The organism is Streptacidiphilus jiangxiensis (assembly GCF_900109465.1).
Classification (GTDB): Bacteria; Actinomycetota; Actinomycetes; order Streptomycetales; family Streptomycetaceae; genus Streptacidiphilus; species Streptacidiphilus jiangxiensis.
On sequence record NZ_FOAZ01000008.1, the window covers coordinates 290,733 to 309,001 of the forward strand.

Genomic DNA, 18,269 nt, shown 5'->3' on the forward strand with positions numbered 1-18,269 from the left:
CTACGTCGGTAGAGGGCTGAGCGCGCAGTTCCCCGCGCCCCTGGGTGGTTGCCTGGCTGAACGATCAGAAGAAGGCGCAGCAATGGGAATCGAGAGTCCGTACATCCGCCCGCGACGACTGCGTGCGACTCCCGCCGTGCGGCGGCTGGTCGCCGAGACGCGTCTGCACCCCGCCGAGCTGATCATGCCGATGTTCGTGCGCGAGGGCATCACCGAGCCGATCCCGGTGAGCTCCATGCCCGGCGTGGTCCAGCACACCCGTGACACCCTGAAGAAGGCCGCCAACGAGGCCGCTGCCGCGGGCGTCGGCGGCATCATGCTGTTCGGCGTCCCGGCCGTGCAGGACGCGGTCGGCTCCGAGGGCACCAACCCGGACGGGATCCTGCAGCAGGCGATCCGCGACGTCGTCGCGGAGGTCGGCGACCAGGTCGTGGTCATGTCGGACCTGTGCCTGGACGAGTACACCGACCACGGTCACTGTGGCGTCCTTGCCGCGGACGGCAGCGTCGACAACGACGCGACCCTGCTCCGCTATGCGGAGATGGCGCGGGTGCAGGCCGACGCCGGGGTCCACATGGTCGGCCCGTCGGGCATGATGGACGGTCAGGTCGCGGTCGTCCGTGAGGCGTTGGACGAGGCGGGGCACCAGGACGTGTCGATCCTCGCCTACACCGCGAAGTACGCGTCCGCGTTCTTCGGGCCGTTCCGCGAGGCCGTCGGCTCCTCACTCAAGGGCGACCGCAAGTCCTACCAGCAGGACCCGGCCAACGCCCGGGAGTCGCTGCGCGAGCTGGAGTTGGACGTTGCCGAGGGTGCGGACCTGGTGATGGTCAAGCCCGCGATGGCCTACCTGGACGTGCTGCGCCAGCTGGCCGACCACAGCCCGGTGCCGGTCGCGGCCTACCAGGTGTCCGGCGAGTACGCGATGGTCGAGGCCGCCGCGGCCAACGGCTGGATCGACCGGGACCGGATGATCCTGGAGACCCTCACCTCGATCCGCCGCGCCGGCGCCGGGCAGATCCTCACCTACTGGGGCACCGAGGTGGCTCAGTGGCTCCGAAACAGTTGACCCCAGCGTTGCACAACGGCTGATGCAATCCTGAACAACCAAGCAGGGCCCGGGAGTCGGAGACTCCCGGGCCCTGCTTCGTGGAACTCTTGAGGGTCAGGGTAAAGCTCAGCCGATCAGGTGCGAGGCCGCGCCGTCGCCCGTGGACTGGGTGGCCTGGCCGACGTTGCAGACCTGGTGGAGCTGCTGGTTGCCGACCGGGACATCCACCTGGACCGGAACCAGCAGGCCGACCTGCACGTGGTGGATCTCGGGCAGGCAGATGTTCGGGTTGTCCAGGAAGTGGAAGTTGGGGCTGTCGTTGCCCCACGTCCCGGTGACGTTGGTGCCGCCGGCGCCCTGGGTCGACACGGCGGAGCCGTCCGCGTCGCCGATGGCGGAGGCGGGCGTCGCCGTGGCGGCGATCGCGGCGGCCGCGACGCCGGCGTAGGCGAGAGCCTTCTTCAGCATGGGGTGGTTCTCGTTTCTTTCCGACGAGGTGAGGCGGGACCCGCCGATCGGTGGACGATCGGGAGAGGTCAGCCGATCAGGTGGCTCAGCGGAGCGTCACCGAAGGTCTGCGTGGTCTGGCCGACGTTGCAGATCTGGTGGCCCTGCTGGTTGAGGACCGGGACGTCGACCTGGACCGGCACGACGCCGACCTGGACGTGGTGGACCTCGGGGAGGCAGACGTTCGGGTTGTCCGCGGTGTGGAAGTTCGGGCTGCCGTTGCCCCAGGTGCCGGTGACGTCGGTGCCGCCCGCGCCCTGGGTCGAGTAGGCCGCGCCGTCGCCGTCGCCGATGGCGAAGGAGGTGCCGGTGGACATGGCGAGCGCGGTGGCGGCGAGGCCGGCGGCGGCCAGGGACTTCTTGATCACGGGATTTCTCCTGGTGAGTTGGTTCAGATCAGTCAGGGGGTACTGCGGGCACTGCTGCGGGCTGTCAGCCGATCAGGTGCGAGGCCACGCCGTCACCCGTGGACTGGGTGGCCTGGCCGACGTTGCAGGTCTGGTGCAGCTGCTGGTTGCCGATCGGCACGTCCGCCTGGACCGGCACGAGGCCGACCTGGACGTGGTGGATCTCGGGCAGGCAGATGTTCGGGTTGTCCAGGAAGTGGAAGTTCGGGCTGTCGTCACCCCAGGTGCCGGTGACGTTGGTGCCGCCCGGGCCTTCCACGGAGCTGGCCATGCCGTCCGCGTTGCCGATGGCCATCGCGGGGGTGACCGTCGCCGCGAAAGCGGCCACTGCGACTCCGACACCGGCAAAGGACTTCTTGAGCATTGCTGCGCGCCTTTCTGAACACCTATCAATCCGTCGTGCTGGCACACAAACCAACGAGAGTGATGGCGTCGGGGTTGCGACTCCGATCGAGGGAATCCGGCAACTGCCGTGCATGACCGGGACTCACTCACAAGGAGGAAATTCGCGGGCGACGGAGGGAAATGTGGCGGGGTCACTGCTCCGTACGGGTGGAATATCGAAAACTCCACTCCTGCAACGCTGTTGAATCGCCCCCAACCCATGCCCAGAAGAGGAATGAGCGTCACCATGAACAAGTCCCTCCGCGGAACGGCCGTCGCCCTGGCCGTCTGCGCGGCGCCGGTCCTGGCCGCGGTGAGCGCGACCAGCGCCCAGGCGGAGCCGCTCTCGCCGCAGCAGCAGGAGGCGCTGGAGCAGAGCGTCGGCCGGATGGACGTGCCCTTCGGCGTTCCCCTGGGCACGTTGGTGCAGCACGTCACCGGGCACCACTCCGACAGCGGTCTGACGGGCAGCGTCCCCGCCATGCCGCTCCAGCCGCCGGTGCAGGGTCACGACCAGCACTCCCTGATCCCGGACCCGCTGCTGCCCTCGCTCGGCTCCACTGACCGCACGCCGCAGTTGGGCCTGACCGCGCCCATGCCCTCCGCCGACGGCACCGTCCACGACGGCGGGACCCGGCTGGCCGTCCCGGCCGCGCCGCTCAAGGCCGTCAGCGCCGCGCTCGGCGTCGGTCACCCGGTGACGTACGAGGGGCGCTCGATGCCGGCCCACACGCTGCCCTACGAGGCGCCGACGACCAACACGCAGCTGCCGCAGCTGGACCTGACCCGGCTCCAGCCGGAGGTCACCCCGCCGCAGCTGCAGGGCGCGCCCGGCGGACAGCTCTCGCTCGACCAGCGCACCCCGGACGCCAACCTCATCGCGCCGGTGCAGGACATGGTCGCCAGCGCCAAGGGCGCCCTCGGCGCCGCGGGGTAGGGACAAAAATCCGCCGGTCCTGCCGAAGGAGGAGTCGAGGCAGGACCGGCGGAGGCTTGTGCGGCTGGAGGTCTGTGCGGCTGGAGGTCTGTGCGGCTCAGCCCGGGAGCAGGCCTGCGGCGGCGCCGCCGATGACCGGCAGGCTGCCGAGGCCGCCGCCGTTGCTGAGGCCGGAGGTGACCGGTGCCGTCGAGACCGGCGCGCCGTGGTCGGGCTTGAGGGCGACGCCGTTGTTCAGCGGGTCGGCCGCGGAGTTGGCGAGCGGGTCGAGGCGGAAGTCCTTCGCGGGGCGCACCACGCTCGGCACGGCGCCGGTCAGCCCGGCGAGGGCGGGGCCGGCGGCGATCGGCTGGAGCGCCGCGTTCGGCTGCGCGCCGCTGGTCGTCGCGGCGGTGCCGGCCGCGGAGGCGGGCGTCGCGGCGACGAGGCCGGCGACGGACAGGACGAGGGTGCCGAGGGCCGCTGCCCGGGACGTGTTCATGGGTGGTGGTCTCGATCCAGTCGGGGCGCTGCAAGTCGAGGCGAGGTGGTCGGGGGCGCGCCACAGCCCCCCGCGCGCTCAGGGCACGGGGGACGGCGACGCGCCGCCTGCTGGGTGAGGGGCAGCAGGACGGTCAGCAGGGCACGTTCTCGCACTTGTTGCCGAACGCCGGGTTGAGGGCGCCGATCACGTTGACGGAGTTGCCACAGAGGTTGACCGGGATGTGCACCGGGACCTGGATCAGGTTGCCGGAGATGAAGCCGGGCGAGTTGGCCGCGGTGCCGTTCGCGGTGGAGTCCGCGGAGGCGGCGCCCGCGGCGCCCAGCAGCAGACCGGCGGAGGCGGCTGCGGAGACCGCGGCGATGGTCTTGACCTTGGACACGATCAAACTCCTGTCTGGAATACCGGAACGCCGAAAAGGGGTGGAGGGGAGCCCGAGCGGGCTCCGGCTCACTTGTTGACGCAGTGGTTGCCGAACGCCGGGTTCAGGGCGCCGATCACGTTGACGGAGAGGCCGCAGGCGTTGACCGGGACGTGGACCGGGACCTGGATCTCGTTGCCGCTGATCGCGCCGGGGGAGTTGGCGGCGGTGCCGTTCGCGGACGAGTCGGCGGCGGCGATGCCCGCGCCGGCGACGGAGACGGCAGCGGCGGCGGCGCCGAGGGCGGCGGCCTTGAGGACCTTGCTCATGATGCGGATTCCTTCGGGATGAAAGTGGGTGCTTCGACGAAGGGCCCGGCCGCGGTGCGCGGCCGGGCCCCACTGCTGCGAGGGGAGGATCAGCCCTCGTTGACGCAGTGGTTGCCGAACGCGGGGTTCAGCAGGGCGATCACGTTGACGGTGTTGCCGCAGACGTTGACCGGGACGTGGACCGGAACCTGGATCAGGTTGCCGGACAGGAAGCCCGGGGAGTTGGCGGCGGTGCCCTGCGCGGTGGAGCTGGCGGCGGCGACGCCGCCACCGGCGGCGAGCAGACCGGCGGCGGCCACGGTGACCAGGAGGCCACGCTTGGTGTTCAGCATGGGAGTGTCCTCTCTCGTGAGAATCGGTGGATCGAAGATCTCGGGATCGGCGGACCGGACCGGCCTCGCACGCTCCTTCCCGGAGCGGCGGCCGTTGGCCCGCCGTGTTCATCCGGACTTTCCAACGACCCGTCGTCCGCCAGGACATGGGTCAACTTCAGCTCCACTCGAATGGGCGCATGTTCGGGCGAATCCACCGACCGGGTGAATGTCGAAAGGGGCAAGTGACGGCCGGGAAATGGCCTCGTTGGGCGTGTTGCCTGCGGTTCGGTAATCGCGGGCCCCACGGCCGGCCCGTCCGGCGGTGCGGTCCATTCGTGTGAGGAAACGAGAGTCATGACGAACGTCCTGAAGGGCGCCCTGGTCGCGTCCGCCGCTGTCGGTGCTGTCGTCGCCGCCGGTACCGGTGCCGCCTTCGCCAGCTCCCACGCCTGCGGCGACGCCTCCAACTCCCCGGGTGCGGTCAGCGGCAACGAGGCGCAGGTCCCGGTCCACGTCCCGGTCAACGTGGTGGGCGACTCCGTGAACGTGATCGGCCTGCTGAACCCGGCCTTCGGCAACCACGGTGCCAACGTCGGCTGATTCGGCCGCGCACACGGATCGGCCCTGCTCCATGCTCGGGAGCAGGGCCGATTCGTATTATCGGGGGTGACGACGCGTCAGGCCGAGCGCGCGTCGCGCCCTTCGCGGGGGAGGGGGCTGCCGTCAATCGCAGTCCTGGTCCTGGTCGGGCGCCGCCATGTCGTCATCGTCGTGGTGCCACCAGTGGTGGTGCCAGGCCATCGTGTGGCCTCCGTCGCCGACCTCCTCGCCGTTGCTGCACCGGTTGCCGAAGGCCGGGTTCAGTGCGCCGACGACGTTGACGGTGTTGCCGCAGAGGTTGATGTCGGCGTCCACCGGCACCTGGATCAGGTTGCCCGAGAGGAAGCCCGGCGAGTTGGAGACGGAACCGACGGCGTTCGCGTCGGCACTCGCCATCCCGCAGGCGGCGAGCACCAGGCCCGCCGCGAGGACCCCGGCGGCTGCCAGCCGAGAGGGCATGCGCATGCTTGCTCCTTTTGCTGTGGTCGGGGGCGCCGGACCTGCTCGCGCTCCGGTCGCCCTACGTGTTCACAGCTTCACTGTGCGCTTATATTCCAGCCGCTCCCGGGCGGCGCGACGCCAAGTCGCCCGTCCGGACGCGTACCGGACGCGTAGTGGACGCGGGTTGGACGCGTACCCCCGGGCGCGGGGAGGCGGGGGGCCGGTGGCGATAATGCCTTCCATGCGTCACCGTTCCCGCGCCGCGATCGCGCTTCCCGTCCTGGCCCTGTCCGCCGCGCTCGCGCTGTCCGGCTGCTCCAGTGGCGGGGTGCAGCGGGAGCTGCCGGGGGCGGCGCAGTCCTCGTCCTCGACCGGCGCCGACGGCACCGACTTCTCGGTGACCAGCCGCAATGTCGATCTGAAGATCATCAAGGCCGCGGTCCACCTCGGTGCCTCGGGTGGTGCGCAGCTGGAGATGGGGGTCACCAACGCCGGGCCGGTGACCGAGCACCTCGCGGTCGTCGCGGTGGAGGGCAAGCGGGCCACTCTCCAGGGGGCGCCCGCGACCAACCCGCTGTCGGTCGCCGGCGTGCTGATCGCCTCGGGTTCGACCGCCTCGTTCGGCGCCGCGAACGGTCCGAGGGTGGTGCTGACGAACGGTGCCGCCCTGAAGGTGGGCGGCACCGTCCCGGTGATGCTGCAGTTCGGCGTCGCGGGGATGGTCAGGATCGACGTCCCCGTCCTGGCCGACTGATCGCGCGGGTCAGGCGACGCTGAAGTCGTCCGCGTAGACGTTGCCCTGGCCGTACCAGCCGTGCACGTACACGGTGACCGTGCCGCTGCTGCCGGTGGTGAAGTGCACCGTCAGTTGGTTCCAGCTGGTGCCGCTCGACCAGATGCTGGCCGTCGCGCCGCCGCTCACGCCGATGTAGGCGTACGGGCCCTGGACCCAGCCGGTCAGCGTGTAGGCGTGGTTGGGCTGGAGCGTGACGGTCTGGTCGCACTCACCGGTCGCGGACGAGCTCGGCACCACGGCGAGCGCGTGGCTGCCGCTGTGGACCGGGGTGGACACGACGGAGCTGCCGGACTGGCAGGTCCACGGGCTCAGGCTGCCGGTCTCGAAGCCGCCGTTGACCAGGCTGCCGCCCCCGCCCCCGCCGCCCGTGCCGGTGACGGTGAGCGAGTAGGTGGCGCTGTGGCTGCCGGAGGCCGCCGTACCGGTGACGGTGATCGGGTAGGTCCCGGCGGCGACGGAGGAGCCGACGGTCGCGGTGAGCGTGCTGGAGCCGCCGGCGGTGACCGAGGCCGGGCTGAGGGCGAGGCTGACGCCGGACGGCGCGCCGCTCGCACTCAGGGCGACCGACTGCGCGCTGCCGGAGGTCACGGCCGTGGAGACGGTGGCCGTCGCCGAGGCGCCCTGGGCCACGGAGGCCGAGGCGGGGCTGAGGCTCAGCGAGAAGTCGTTCTGGGTCTGCCCGCCGCCACCGCTGGTGAACGGCTCCATGGCGTGGCTGAAGTCCCAGGTGTTCTGGCTGATGCCGGAGCAGGTGTCGGAGCCGCCGGTGCCGGGGCAGCCGCCGTTGTCGCGCTCCAGCGCCCAGAACGAGAGCTCGGCCACGCCCTTGCCGGTGGCCCAGCTCTCGACGTTGGCGGCGTCGGCCACGGTGGTGGTCTCGGCGGCGCCGTAGTCGTCGATGCCCGGCATCATCGTGATGCCGACCATGTTCCACAGCTGCGCGGCCGTCTTGGACGGGTAGAGCGAGGCGAGCTGGCCCTCCAGGCCGGTGGCCGCGTTCTCCGCGTCGGTGCCCATCTCGTGGGTGGCGCCGTCGTAGTAGTCGAAGGTCATGATGTTGACCACGTCGACGCGGGCGTTGTTGGTCACCGCGTTCTTCAGCACCGCCAGCCCGCTGGAGGCGAGGCCGCTCGTGGTCGTCGGCAGCGTGTAGGAGAACTGCACGGTGCGGCCGTTGGCCGCGGCCCAGCTCTCCACCTGTGCGATCGCCTTGTTGCGGCGGTCGATCCCGGCGGTGTTCGTCAGCGAGTTGTCCTCGGTGTCGAGGTCGATCCGGGTCACGTTGTAGGTGGTGATCACCGACTCGTACGCCGCGGCGATGGAGTTCACGTTGGTGCAGCTGTCGGCGATCTCGGTGCCGCCGTTGTCGGCGGTGTAGCCGCCGAAGGACGGGACGACGTCGCCGCCGCCCGCCTGGATCGAGGAGATCGAGCTGCCGAACGTGGCGGAGCTGATCGGCTGACTGGTGGAGCCGTTCCAGTAGGCGGTGCACGAGCCCTTGGTGGCGGCTTGCAGGAAGGCCATGCTCAGGTACTTGTTGCCCGAGGCGGACGCGAGCGTCGCCGGGTCGTCGCTGCTGTACGCCTCGAAGTAGGGCGAGAAGACGTGGGCGGGGAGCGCGGTGCCTGCCGCGTGTGCCGTGGGGGCGGCGAAGACGGCCAGGCCCGCGCCGAGCAGCGCGGTACTGAGCAGGGCACGGACTGATCTCATGCAGGACTCCCGTGGGGTGGAGTGGTGCGTGAAACGTGTCTGGACCCCGCCAATGATTGGTCTGGACCATATAACTGTCAAGACTGTTAACAGTTAAGAGTGTTGCCAATTGCTGTGACCTGCCGCGCCCCGCTCACCCGTCGCCGCTTGACCCTGACACAGTGGGAGACCTGTCACTGGAGGAGTCATGTTCACCATCGGAGACTTCGCCCGCCTGGGCCAGGTGTCGATCCGCATGCTGCGGCACTACGACACACTGGGCCTGCTGCGCCCTGCCCGCGTCGACCCGTGGACCGGCTACCGGTACTACGAGGCCGCCCAGCTGTCCCGACTCAACCGCGTCATCGCCCTCAAGGACCTCGGCTTCAGCCTCGAACAGGTCGGCGAGGTCCTGGACGCGAAGGTCGGGACGGAGGAGCTGCGCGGCATGCTGCGCCTGCGGCAGGCCGAGCTGGCCGAGTCCGTCGCCCTGGCGACGGCCCGCCTGGCCCAGGTCGAGACGAGGCTCCGGACCATCGAGAGGGAGGGGCTCATGCCCACCGACGAGGTCGTCCTCAAGTCCCTGGCCGCCGCGCGCGTGGCCGTCGCCACCGGCCTGGCCCGCAGCTTCGACCCGCGCCACATCGGCCCCGTGATCGGGCCGCTCTACCGCGCGCTGCACGAGCGGCTCGACACCCTCGGGGTGCCGGTGACCGGCCCCGACATCGCCTGGTACGAGCCCGAGGGCGACGGCGCCCTGGGCGAGGGCATCACCGTCCACGCCGGCATCACCGTGTCGGTGGAGCCCGGTTCCGTCCCCGGCCTCGACGTGGTCGAGATCCCGGCCGTCGAGCGCGCGGCGACGATCGTCCACCACGGCTCGATGGACCGCGTCCTCGGCACGGTCCAGACCCTCGCCCGCTGGATCGAGACCTCCGGCGAGGAGGCCGACCGCCTCGGCCGCGAGCTGTACCTCCAGTCCTGCGGCCCGCAGGAGGAGTGGGTGACCGAGATCCAGTGGCCGCTGCGGTAGCCACCTCCCTGCGGTCAACGCACCTGGTGCCGTGGCCACGGCACTAGCGGTGCCGCGACAGCGTCCGGTGGTAGGGGCCGACCGGCTCCCGGTGCCACCAGGCGCCCGTGGCACGCCGCTCCTCCCGGGTGGTGAAGCGGTAGCGGTACAACGTGGCCCGGACGTGCGCGGGGGGCACGTCCGGGAACGGGTTGCCGTCGCGGCGCAGCAGCCGCAGCGTCGCGCGGTCCCCGTCCAGCAGTTTGCGCAGCAGCGGCGTCAACCACCCACGCGCGTAGCCCGGGTTGAGCGCGGCGAACCACATCAGCCAGTCCAGGCGCAGGTGGTAGGGCGCGAACTGCCGCGGCCGGCGCCGCAGTGGGCCGGGCTTGCCCTTGAACCCGTACGCGAGCCAGGTCTCGCCGTCCGCGCTGCCCTCCAGCTCCACCTCGTGCCGTAGCCGCGTCACGCTGCCGAACGCCCCGTAGGTGTTCACCAGGTGCAGCGAGTCGAAGGACGCGTTCATCAGCTGCCGCGAGGAGAGCAGGTTCCGCGCGGGGCGGTAGCTGAGCACCAGCACCAGCACGGCGTAGGCGAGGACCAGGACCGCGAACCAGACCGGCGTCGGCGGGTGGCCGGGTCGCGTCCCGTTGCTCACCGCACTCAGCGCCAGCGTGATCGTCAGCCAGTTCAGCCAGGCGAAGTTGCCGGACAGCACCAGCCACAGCTGCGTCACCACGATCAGCCCGGCCGCCACCGTCGCCCCCGGCTGCGGCAGGAACAGCGCCACCGGCGCGCCCAGCTGCACGACGTGGTTGGCGCCGGCCTCTACCCGGTGCAGCGGGCGCGGCAGGCGGTGGAACCACCAGCTGAACGGGCCCGGCATGGGCTGCGTCTCGTGGTGGTAGTACAGGCAGGTCAGCTCGCGCCAGCAGCGGTCGCCGCGCAGCTTGATCAGCCCGGCGCCGACCTCGACCCGGAACAGCAGCCAGCGGATCAGCAGCAGCGTGGTGACCGGCGGGGCGACGCGGTCGTTGCCGAGGAACACCGCGAGCGCGCCCGTCTCCAGCAGCAGCGACTCCCAACCGAAGGAGTACCAGGTCTGCCCGACGTTGACGATCGACAGGTACAGCCCCCACAGCAGCGCCCACAGCGCCATCCCCGCACCCAGTGGCACCCTGTCCGCCGCCCCGGCGGCCACCGCCGCCGCCAGCGCGCAGCCCGTCCAGGCGACGGCGGCGAAGAGGCGGTCCGAGTAGCGCCAGTGGAACAGTGACGGCGCCTCCCGGAAGCGCCGCCGCGCCAGGAAGCGGGGGATCGGCGTCAGCCCGTGCTCGCCCAGCAGGGCCCGACCCTGCCGCGCGGCGGTCAGGAAGCCGACCAGGTAGACGCCCGCCAGGGCCCGCTGGAACAGCAGCCTGCCCAGCCAGTCACCGGACGCGTCCAACCACCGCATGGCTTCACCATGCACCCGATCACCGCCCGCGCGCTCACCGACGCCGCCGGGCATTCCTGATGCAGGGTCATCGGGCGCCGTGCTAACGTCCGTTCCATGCATCTCTCCGGGCCGCACTAGACCGAGCGCCGACGCCGCGTCGCTGATCGCTGACAGACGCGTGCGCGCCTCGTCGTCCCGCAGTGCGCCCTTTCCCTTTTCCTGCCTGGAGAGCTCCCATGTCCCGCCCCGCCAAGGGCGGCGCCTCGCTGCGCGCCGTCCTCGCCCTGCCGCATGCCCGCGGCCTCCTGCTCGCCGGCGCCCTGGCCCGGCTTCCCTACGGCCTGCTGCCGCTGCCGCTGCTGCTCGCCCTGTGCGACGCGTCCGGCACCCACGGCGCCCACGGCTCTGCCTCCTATGCCCTCGCCGGCACCGCCGTGGGAGCGTTCTCGCTGGTCACCGCGGTTCTCGGCCCCTACAGGGCGCGGCTCGCGGAGCGCCGACCGGCGACGCTGCCCTGGTTCGCGGCGGGGTTCGCCGCGCTGCTCGGCACCGTCGCACTGCTGTCCGCCGCCCACACCGGATGGGTCGCGGACCTGCTCGCGCCCGTCGCGGGCCTGCTCGCCCCGCCCGTCGGGCCCCTGGTCCGCGCCCGCTGGTCGGTGCTCACCCGGGACGACGCCCAGCGGCAGGCCGCGCTCAGCCTGGACGCCGCCTGCGAGTCGACGGTCTTCGCGCTCGGCCCGGCCCTGGCCGGCGCGCTGCTCGCGGCCCTGCCGGGAGCGGCCGTGCTGGGCCTGGCCGCGGCCTGCTTCGGCGCGGGCTTCCTGACCCTGGCGGCCGTCTTCCGCCACCTGCCCGCACCGCCGGTGCCGGCACCCGCCGCCGACGGCACGGGCCCCGCGCGCGTGCCACTGCGTTCGGGCGCCTTCGCCTCCGTCCTGCTCGCCGTCCTCGCCGTCGGGGCCTCGCTGGCGCTGGCGGAGCTGGCGGCCGTCGCAGCCTGGGGCGCGGGCGTGGCGGGCCCGCTGCTGGCGCTCTGCTCCGTCGGCGGCGTCCTGGGCGGCCTCGGCTACGGTCGCCGCGCCTGGCGCGGTCCGGCGCAGCGGCGGCTGACGCTGCTGGCCGTCGGGGCCGCGGCCTGCCAGGCGCTGTCCGCGCTGCTCTTCGTTCCCGGCGGGGCCGCCGTGGGTCTCTTCCTGGGCGGCGCGGCCGCGGACTGCGCCCTGATCACCGCCTACCTGCTGGTCGAGGAGCTGGTCCCGGCCGGTGCCCGCACCGAGGGCGGCGCCTGGGTCAACACCGCCTACAACCTCGGTGTGGCCGGCGGCTCCGGTCTGGCGGGCCTGCTGCTCGCGGCCCCGTCCGGCGCCCGGGGGCTCTTCGGCTGCGGCGCGCTGCTGCTCCTGGCCGTCCTGGTGCCGCGTGCCGTGCTCACCCGTCGCAGGCCGGTGCCGGCCCCCTCCGAGACCCCCTCCGAGACCCCCTCCGAGACCCCCTCCGAGACCCCCGGCGTGACCCCGGTCACCGCCGCGCAGCTCTGACCGCTTCCGGCGGTCGCCGGGGAGGGGCGTGACGGGGCTCACCGCACCCCGCTCGCGCCCGTCCCCGCGGGCGGAGCCACGGCGGCGGGTCGGAGGCTCTGTAGAGCCGATTCGGGGTATTCCCGACCGAGTTGAGTGGTCTGTACGGGATGCCCTTCTCTGCTGTGGTTTGGACCACTTGGGGCCGAAGGTCCTTGCCCCGGCCGCCGACGTCGTGTGAACGTGGAAATCGTTCAGCGGAAAGCGGCAGCAACCCAGCGCCGCCCGGCGGATCAGCCCCGCGAACGCCTCGACCCGTGAGCCCGCAGCGCGTGTGTGCGCCGGGTGCGTCGAGAAGCCACCAGCGCCCCGAGCGGCTCCCTGCTGCCCGCCCGCCCTGTTCCCGGGCGGGCAGCCTGCTGCCGCCATGACTTCTGGAGTGACATGCGTCTCGACCTTCCGCGTACCCGTACCCGCCTCGGCGCCGGCGTCCTGATGGCGTCCTGTGTCGCCGCCTCCGCCGTGCTCGCCGGCCAGCACGCGACGCCCGCCGAGGCAGCCACGCACATGACCACGGTGGCCGACCGAATACCGGCCCAGGACGCCGCCCAGGTGAGCGCGCTGCTGGCCGGGGCGAAGCCGGCCGAGGCCGCCAAGGCCACCGAGTCCGCTCCGGTCGAGCTGAGCAAGCTGCCGACCACGGCGAAGCCCGCTGCGGACCAGGCCGCCCAGGTCGACGTCAGCAAGCTGCTGGGCGGAGCCAAGGCCGCCGAGGAGAAGAAGGCCGCCGAGGACAAGAAGGCTGCCGAGGCGAAGCAGGCTGCCGAGGCGAAGCAGGCCGAGGAGAAGAAGCAGGCCGAGGCGAAGAAGGCCGCCGCGTCCGCCAAGCCCGCCGAGAAGACCTACGCGAACAACCTCGACGGCTGGATCGCCCAGGCCCGCGACATCCTCGCCGCCCACGGCGACAAGGTCCCCTCCGCCGCCTCCATCCACGCCCGCGCGCTGACGGAGTCCTCCGGCAACCCGAAGGCCGAGAACCACTGGGACGGCAACCAGGCCCTCTACGGCGGCACCTACGGCCTGATCCAGACCATCAAGCCGACCTTCGCCTCCTACTCCCTGCCCGGCCACAAGGACATCCTCAACCCGGTCGACAACATCATCGCGGGCGTCCGCTACGCCAACGACCGCTACGGCTCCTTCGAGACCGTCGCCTACGGCAAGCAGGGCTACTGACCCGCAGGAACACCCCCGAACACCCCCCAACCCTTTCCCTCGCTCGTTCGTGTGAGGTGATGTAGGGGCAAGGGAGGGACGAGTGGCCGAGTGGTCCGAACTGCTCGCGGAGCTGGTGGAAGCCCGCGGCACAGAACTGAACCGATACGGGTTCCTGCTCTGCGGCAACCGCAGTGAGGGAGCCGATCTGTTCCAGGACGCGCTGGTCCGCGTCTTCACCCATCCGAAGGGTGGCTGGACGGTCCGGGACGTGGAGGGGTACGTCCGCCGGACCATGCTCAACCGCTACCTCGACCAGTACCGCCGCGCGCAGCGGCTGCGCCTGCTGCTGCCGCGCCTGAGCGGCGGTCCGCAGGCCGAGGTGGTGCCGGACCACGGCGAGGGCGCCGACCGGCGCCTGGACCTGCTCGCCGCGCTCGACACGCTGACGCCGCGCCAACGCGTCTGCGTCGTCCTGCGGTTCTACGAGGACCTGACGGTGGCCCAGGTGGCGCACCGGATGCGGTTGAGTGAGGGCACCGTCAAGCGGCACCTCAGCGACGCCTCCTCCCGCCTGTCGGCCCGTCTGTCCGCCCGCATGTCGGCCGGCTGGTCCGGTCTCGAGGGCCCCGCACACGTCAGCACGGGAGGGAACCGGTGAACGAGCAACCCATCGGGGACGGACTGCGGGAACTCGCCGAGCTCGCGGGGCCGCACCAGGTCGACCTGCACCACATCGGCGACCGGATCCGGCGCCGCCGCCGCACCCGCCGCGCGCTCGCCTCCGGCGTCGCCGTGGCCCTCGTCGTCGCCGGCGGCTGGCTACTGCCCGGCCTGGTCTCGGGCGGCGCGGGCAGCAGCGTCGTGCCCGCCGCGCCGCCCAGCCCCGTCGCGCCCCTCCCGTCGGGTGGCGCGCAGGGCAGCCTGCCGCTGCCCACCCCGCAGAAGCTCGACCCGGAGGCGCAGCAGGTGGCCGCGATCTTCCGGCACGTCCTGGCGTCCGCGGTGTCGGGCAAGCTCACCGTCCTCGCTGGTGTGGGCCTGCACGACAAGGGATCCGCGACCCCGCTCGGCAGTGGTCTGTTCGAGCCCGGAGTCTCGGGGCTGTACGACGACGGTCACGGGGTGTCCGCGGTCTGGGCCGACCTCAGCCGTTGGAGCAAGCCCGACACCACCGTGTTCCCGTACGCCTGCAAGGCCCAGCCCGGTGTGCCGTTCGGGAGCAAGTGCCAGGTGGTGCACCTGACCGGCGGCGGCGTGGTCGGCATCGAGCAGATGCCCGCCGAGGGGAACTCCAGCGCCCTCTGGACCGCGACCTACGCGGCCCCCGACGGGGCCCGGGTGGTGATCCAGGAGGAGAACGCGCCCGGCGACAAGGGCTACACCCCCACCCGCGCCGAGCCCCCGTTCGACGCCGCCCAGCTCCAGCGGATGGTGACCAGCCCGCTCTGGAACCCCCAGCTGGACGCGATCCCCCGCAGCGGCGGCCAGAGCAACAACGTCGACACCCCGTTCGGCCCGGACGGCATCGGTGCGATCTTCTACCGCCTCATCCCGTCCGGCTTCGCCATCTCCGGGGCCAAGGGCGCGGAGAACCCGATGATGGGCAACACCATGGTGCTGACCGACGCCCAGGGCAAGGGCAGCGTCTACGGGTGGGAGAGCATCGGCGGGCCCACCGTCCAGCAGGGCTACCCGAACGCGACCCGCCTGTCCGACGGATCCTGGCTCGGCTCCAAGCAGGTCCCCGGCCAGGGTGGCGGGGGAACCGAGCAGTACTGGGTCGCCGTGCAGCGCGGCAACACCGAGATCGTCGTGGTCGCCCTCAACAGCGTCGGCCTGGACGGCCCGCGCAGCCGCGCCACCCCGGTGCTCACGATCGACCAGCTCACCGCCATCGCCGAGAGCCCCACCTGGGGGTCGGGCACCTGATCCACCGTCCGCCATGGCGTTGCTTGACCATGACGCAGCGTCATGGCGGAGACTCGGGCACGTGGAACAGCACCTGACCGTGGGGCGCGCCGCCGAGCTGGCCGGTGTCAGCGTCCGGACGCTGCATCACTACGACCGGATCGGCCTCGTGCGGCCGTCCGCGCGGACCGCCGTCGGCTACCGGGCCTACTCGGCGGCCGACGTGGAGCGGCTGCGCGAGGTGCTCGGCTACCGACGGCTGGGCTTCGGACTGCGCGAGATCGCCGATCTCGTCGACGACCCGGCCACCGACGCGGTCGCGCACCTGCGCCGACTGCGTGGCCTGATGCTGGAGCAGCGCGACCGCGCCGACGCCCTGGCAGCGGCCATCGACCGGGAGCTCAAGGCCCGGGCCATGGGGATCACCTCGACGCCGGAGGAGCAACTCAAAGTGTTCGGAGCGCAGTTGTACGACACCATCGGATCCGCCTACCCGGCGACGCGGCGCACCGACCCGCGGATCGCCGCGCGTATCCGGGACGCTCTCGGCGACGCCCGCACCGTGCTCAACGTAGGCGCGGGCACCGGCTCCTACGAGCCCCCGGACCGCGAGGTCACCGCGGTGGAGCCGTCGGCCGTGATGCGGGCCCTGCGCCCGGCGGGCGCCGCGCCGTGCGTGGCCGCCTCGGCGGGCAGCCTCCCGTTCGCGGACCGGTCCTTCGACGCGGCGATGGCCGTCAGCACCGTCCACCACTGGCCCGACCCGGCCGCCGGGCTGCGCGAACTGCGACGCGTGGCCCGCCGCGTGGTGGTGCTCACCTATGACGCCGGCACCCCCGGCTGGCTCGACCGCTTCTGGCTCAGCCGCGACTACCTGCCGGAGTTCGCCGAGCTCCTCGTCGACTGGCCCTCCCTCGCCGACCTGGCCCAGGCCGTCGGCGGCCGCGCGGAGCCGGTCCTCGTCCCGTGGGACTGCGCCGACGGCTTCTTCGAGGCCTACTGGCGCCGCCCCGAGGCCTACCTGGACGAGGCCGTCCGCCGCGCGGTCTCGGTGTGGACCAGGGTCGGCCCGGAGGCCGAACAGCGCGCCGTCTCCCTGCTCCACGAGGACCTCGACTCCGGCCGCTGGGCCGAACGCAACCGCGACCTCCTCGCCCTCGACGCCGCCGAGCTGGGCCTGCGCCTCATCGTCGCCTGAGGCGGTCGGGTCCGTCCGGGCTTGTGCTGGAGTGGACTCCAGCACCTAGCGTCGTCCCCGTGACAGCGACGACTGCTACTGCGGCTACTACGGCGACCACGGCGACCACGGCGACTCTGGGCATATCCGAGGTGGCCGAGACGACCGGCCTGAGCGTGGACACCCTGCGCTGGTACGAGCGCGAGGGACTCTTCCCCCGCGTGGAGCGGGACCCGAACCGGCGCCGCCGCTACACCGCGCGGCATGTCCGCCTGCTGCAGATGCTGGTGCGGCTGCGGCGTACGGGGATGCCGACGAAGGAGGTCCGACAGTTCAGCCGGCTGCTGGGCGAGGGCCCGTCCACCCACCCCGAGCGCCTCGCGATGCTGGCCGCGCACCGCGACCGGATCGTGGCCCAACTGGCGGAGCTGCAGGGCGACCTGGCCGTGCTGGACGAGAAGGTCGCGCTCTATCGCCAGCTCATCGCCCAGGGCTTGGACTGCAACGGCGCACCCTCGACTGTCACCGACGCCGACCTCGACACCGTGGAGTTCTGATGCAACACCGCCCGCTCGGCCGCACCGGCATCTCCGTCAGCAAGTTCGCCCTCGGCACGCTGCACTTCGGTGCGTGGGGCAACCCCGACCACGACGCCGCCGCCCGGATGATCCACACGGCCCTCGACGCGGGCATCAACCTCGTGGACACGGCCGACCAGTACTCCTCCGGTGAGTCCGAGGAGATCGTCGGCAAGGCGATCCGGGGACGTCGCGACGAGGTCGTGCTCGCGACCAAGGGGCACTTCCCGCTCCGCCTCGGCAAGGACGGCGACCCCAACCTCCGGGGAAACTCCCGCCGTTGGCTGACCCGCGCGGTCGAGGACAGCCTGCGCCGACTCGGCACCGACCGTATCGACCTCTACCAGGTGCACCGGCCCGACCCCGCGACCGACATCGACGAGACGCTCTCGGTGCTGTCCGACCTGGTCCGAGCGGGCAAGATCATGGCGATCGGCACCTCCGGCTTCCCCGCCGAGCAGCTCGTCGAGGCCCAGTGGGTCGCCGACCGGCGCCACCACGTCCCCTTCCACACCGAGCAGCCCCCGTACTCCGTCTTCGTCCGCGGCATCGAGGCGGACGTGCTGCCGACCGCCCAGAAGCACGGGCTCGGGGTGCTCACCTGGAGTCCGCTCAACAGCGGCTGGCTGACCGGGAAGTTCCGGCACGGCCAGGAGATCGAGATGACGCCGTTCCGCCGCGTGGTCTCGCACAAGTTCGACCTCGACCTCCCCGGCAACCGGCGCAAGCTCGACGCCGTCGAGGAGTTGGCGACCGTGGCGGACGAGGCGGGCGTCCCGCTCACCCACCTGGCCCTCGCCTTCGCGGCGACCCATCCGGCGGTCACCTCGGTGATCCTCGGCCCCCGCACCGAGGCCCACCTCACCGACCAACTCGCGGCGGCCGACCTGCGCCTCGACGACGACGTCCTCGACCGCATCGACGCCATCGTCCCGCCGGGCACCACCCTCAACCCGGCCGACGCCGACCACACCCGCCCCGCCCTCGCCGACCCCGACCTGCGCCGCCGCCCCCCGCACCGCCGCTGAGCGGTGCGGGCGCGGACGCCCCGTCAGGCACGCCAGGCGTGCGTCAGGGACGCGGCGACGGCGACCCGGTCTTCGTGGTCCCGCAGACCAGGA

22 protein-coding genes are annotated in these 18,269 nt (G+C 72.1%); 12 read left to right on the plus strand and 10 right to left on the minus strand.

Annotation, left to right across the window (positions count from 1 at the left end; genetic code table 11):
* Window positions 1–82: 82 nt before the first annotated feature.
* Window positions 83–1,069, plus strand: coding sequence for a porphobilinogen synthase (hemB, locus tag BMY61_RS17900; protein ID WP_042452047.1), 987 nt, complete (start codon window positions 83–85; stop codon window positions 1,067–1,069).
* 108 nt (window positions 1,070–1,177) lie between these two features.
* Here the strand turns inward: hemB and BMY61_RS17905 are convergent, their stop codons facing one another.
* The 3 genes from BMY61_RS17905 to BMY61_RS17915 form a co-directional block, all read right to left on the minus strand.
* Window positions 1,178–1,519 (minus strand): hypothetical protein, encoded by a 342-nt coding sequence (locus BMY61_RS17905; protein WP_042452044.1) that lies wholly within the window; start codon window positions 1,517–1,519, stop codon window positions 1,178–1,180.
* A 68-nt stretch (window positions 1,520–1,587) separates the two neighbouring features.
* Window positions 1,588–1,926 carry a hypothetical protein gene (locus tag BMY61_RS17910; RefSeq protein WP_042452038.1) on the minus strand — a complete coding sequence of 113 codons (339 nt, stop codon included), beginning with the start codon at window positions 1,924–1,926 and terminating at the stop codon, window positions 1,588–1,590.
* 64 nt (window positions 1,927–1,990) lie between these two features.
* A complete protein-coding gene (locus BMY61_RS17915) occupies window positions 1,991–2,329 on the minus strand; it encodes a rodlet layer protein (RefSeq protein WP_075003956.1) in 339 nt (112 codons plus the stop codon).
* Window positions 2,330–2,596: 267 nt separating this feature from the next.
* Between BMY61_RS17915 and BMY61_RS17920 the strand changes: the two genes are divergently transcribed.
* On the plus strand, window positions 2,597–3,286 hold the full coding sequence (locus BMY61_RS17920) for a hypothetical protein (protein ID WP_042452034.1): 690 nt from the start codon (window positions 2,597–2,599) through the stop codon (window positions 3,284–3,286).
* Window positions 3,287–3,383: 97 nt separating this feature from the next.
* Here BMY61_RS17920 and BMY61_RS17925 read toward each other — a convergent pair whose 3' ends face one another.
* The 4 genes from BMY61_RS17925 to BMY61_RS17940 all read right to left on the minus strand — a co-directional run bounded on the left by BMY61_RS17925 (window position 3,384) and on the right by BMY61_RS17940 (window position 4,789).
* A complete protein-coding gene (locus BMY61_RS17925) occupies window positions 3,384–3,767 on the minus strand; it encodes a hypothetical protein (protein ID WP_042452030.1) in 384 nt (127 codons plus the stop codon).
* 133 nt (window positions 3,768–3,900) lie between these two features.
* Window positions 3,901–4,149, minus strand: a complete 249-nt coding sequence (locus BMY61_RS17930; RefSeq protein WP_042452028.1) for a chaplin — start codon at window positions 4,147–4,149, stop codon at window positions 3,901–3,903.
* A gap of 68 nt (window positions 4,150–4,217) precedes the next feature.
* Window positions 4,218–4,457: a chaplin gene (locus BMY61_RS17935; RefSeq protein ID WP_042452025.1), complete on the minus strand. Its 240-nt coding sequence runs from the start codon at window positions 4,455–4,457 to the stop codon at window positions 4,218–4,220.
* 89 nt (window positions 4,458–4,546) lie between these two features.
* Complete coding sequence (locus BMY61_RS17940) at window positions 4,547–4,789, minus strand: chaplin (protein ID WP_042452022.1); 243 nt, start codon at window positions 4,787–4,789, stop codon at window positions 4,547–4,549.
* 336 nt (window positions 4,790–5,125) lie between these two features.
* Here BMY61_RS17940 and BMY61_RS17945 point away from each other — a divergent pair, with 336 nt between their 5' ends.
* Window positions 5,126–5,371 carry a chaplin gene (locus BMY61_RS17945; RefSeq protein ID WP_042452020.1) on the plus strand — a complete coding sequence of 82 codons (246 nt, stop codon included), beginning with the start codon at window positions 5,126–5,128 and terminating at the stop codon, window positions 5,369–5,371.
* Between the two features lie 123 nt (window positions 5,372–5,494).
* Here the strand turns inward: BMY61_RS17945 and BMY61_RS17950 are convergent, their stop codons facing one another.
* Complete coding sequence (locus BMY61_RS17950; protein WP_075003957.1) at window positions 5,495–5,836, minus strand: chaplin; 342 nt, start codon at window positions 5,834–5,836, stop codon at window positions 5,495–5,497.
* A 217-nt stretch (window positions 5,837–6,053) separates the two neighbouring features.
* On the opposite strand from BMY61_RS17950, the gene BMY61_RS17955 reads away from it, so the two are divergent.
* On the plus strand, window positions 6,054–6,566 hold the full coding sequence (locus BMY61_RS17955; protein WP_052438991.1) for a hypothetical protein: 513 nt from the start codon (window positions 6,054–6,056) through the stop codon (window positions 6,564–6,566).
* A 9-nt stretch (window positions 6,567–6,575) separates the two neighbouring features.
* On the opposite strand, the gene BMY61_RS17960 is transcribed toward BMY61_RS17955, so the two are convergent.
* Window positions 6,576–8,318: a carbohydrate binding domain-containing protein gene (locus BMY61_RS17960; protein ID WP_042452017.1), complete on the minus strand. Its 1,743-nt coding sequence runs from the start codon at window positions 8,316–8,318 to the stop codon at window positions 6,576–6,578.
* A gap of 187 nt (window positions 8,319–8,505) precedes the next feature.
* On the opposite strand from BMY61_RS17960, the gene BMY61_RS17965 reads away from it, so the two are divergent.
* Window positions 8,506–9,330 (plus strand): MerR family transcriptional regulator, encoded by an 825-nt coding sequence (locus BMY61_RS17965; RefSeq protein ID WP_042452014.1) that lies wholly within the window; start codon window positions 8,506–8,508, stop codon window positions 9,328–9,330.
* Window positions 9,331–9,373: 43 nt separating this feature from the next.
* On the opposite strand, the gene BMY61_RS17970 is transcribed toward BMY61_RS17965, so the two are convergent.
* The gene (locus tag BMY61_RS17970) at window positions 9,374–10,765 is read right to left on the minus strand and encodes a lipase maturation factor family protein (protein WP_042452011.1); all 1,392 of its coding nucleotides are present in this window, start codon (window positions 10,763–10,765) and stop codon (window positions 9,374–9,376) included.
* 218 nt (window positions 10,766–10,983) lie between these two features.
* Here BMY61_RS17970 and BMY61_RS17975 point away from each other — a divergent pair, with 218 nt between their 5' ends.
* From BMY61_RS17975 to BMY61_RS18005, 7 genes are all read left to right on the plus strand, one after another.
* Entirely contained in the window at window positions 10,984–12,288 is a 1,305-nt protein-coding gene (locus tag BMY61_RS17975; protein ID WP_042452010.1) for a hypothetical protein, read from the plus strand.
* Between the two features lie 423 nt (window positions 12,289–12,711).
* A complete protein-coding gene (locus BMY61_RS17980; RefSeq protein WP_042452008.1) occupies window positions 12,712–13,503 on the plus strand; it encodes a transglycosylase SLT domain-containing protein in 792 nt (263 codons plus the stop codon).
* Window positions 13,504–13,585: 82 nt separating this feature from the next.
* The gene (locus BMY61_RS17985) at window positions 13,586–14,143 is read left to right on the plus strand and encodes an RNA polymerase sigma factor (RefSeq protein WP_052438990.1); all 558 of its coding nucleotides are present in this window, start codon (window positions 13,586–13,588) and stop codon (window positions 14,141–14,143) included.
* The gene (locus tag BMY61_RS17990; protein ID WP_042452006.1) at window positions 14,140–15,414 is read left to right on the plus strand and encodes a hypothetical protein; all 1,275 of its coding nucleotides are present in this window, start codon (window positions 14,140–14,142) and stop codon (window positions 15,412–15,414) included. The genes BMY61_RS17985 and BMY61_RS17990 overlap by 4 nt, the downstream gene beginning before the upstream one ends.
* Window positions 15,415–15,475: 61 nt before the next feature.
* A complete protein-coding gene (locus BMY61_RS17995; RefSeq protein WP_042452004.1) occupies window positions 15,476–16,591 on the plus strand; it encodes a MerR family transcriptional regulator in 1,116 nt (371 codons plus the stop codon).
* 59 nt (window positions 16,592–16,650) lie between these two features.
* The gene (locus BMY61_RS18000; RefSeq protein WP_201777606.1) at window positions 16,651–17,127 is read left to right on the plus strand and encodes a MerR family transcriptional regulator; all 477 of its coding nucleotides are present in this window, start codon (window positions 16,651–16,653) and stop codon (window positions 17,125–17,127) included.
* The gene (locus tag BMY61_RS18005; RefSeq protein WP_042452002.1) at window positions 17,127–18,176 is read left to right on the plus strand and encodes an aldo/keto reductase; all 1,050 of its coding nucleotides are present in this window, start codon (window positions 17,127–17,129) and stop codon (window positions 18,174–18,176) included. Before BMY61_RS18000 ends, BMY61_RS18005 begins: the two co-directional genes overlap by 1 nt.
* The last annotated feature ends 93 nt before the right edge of the window (window positions 18,177–18,269 follow it).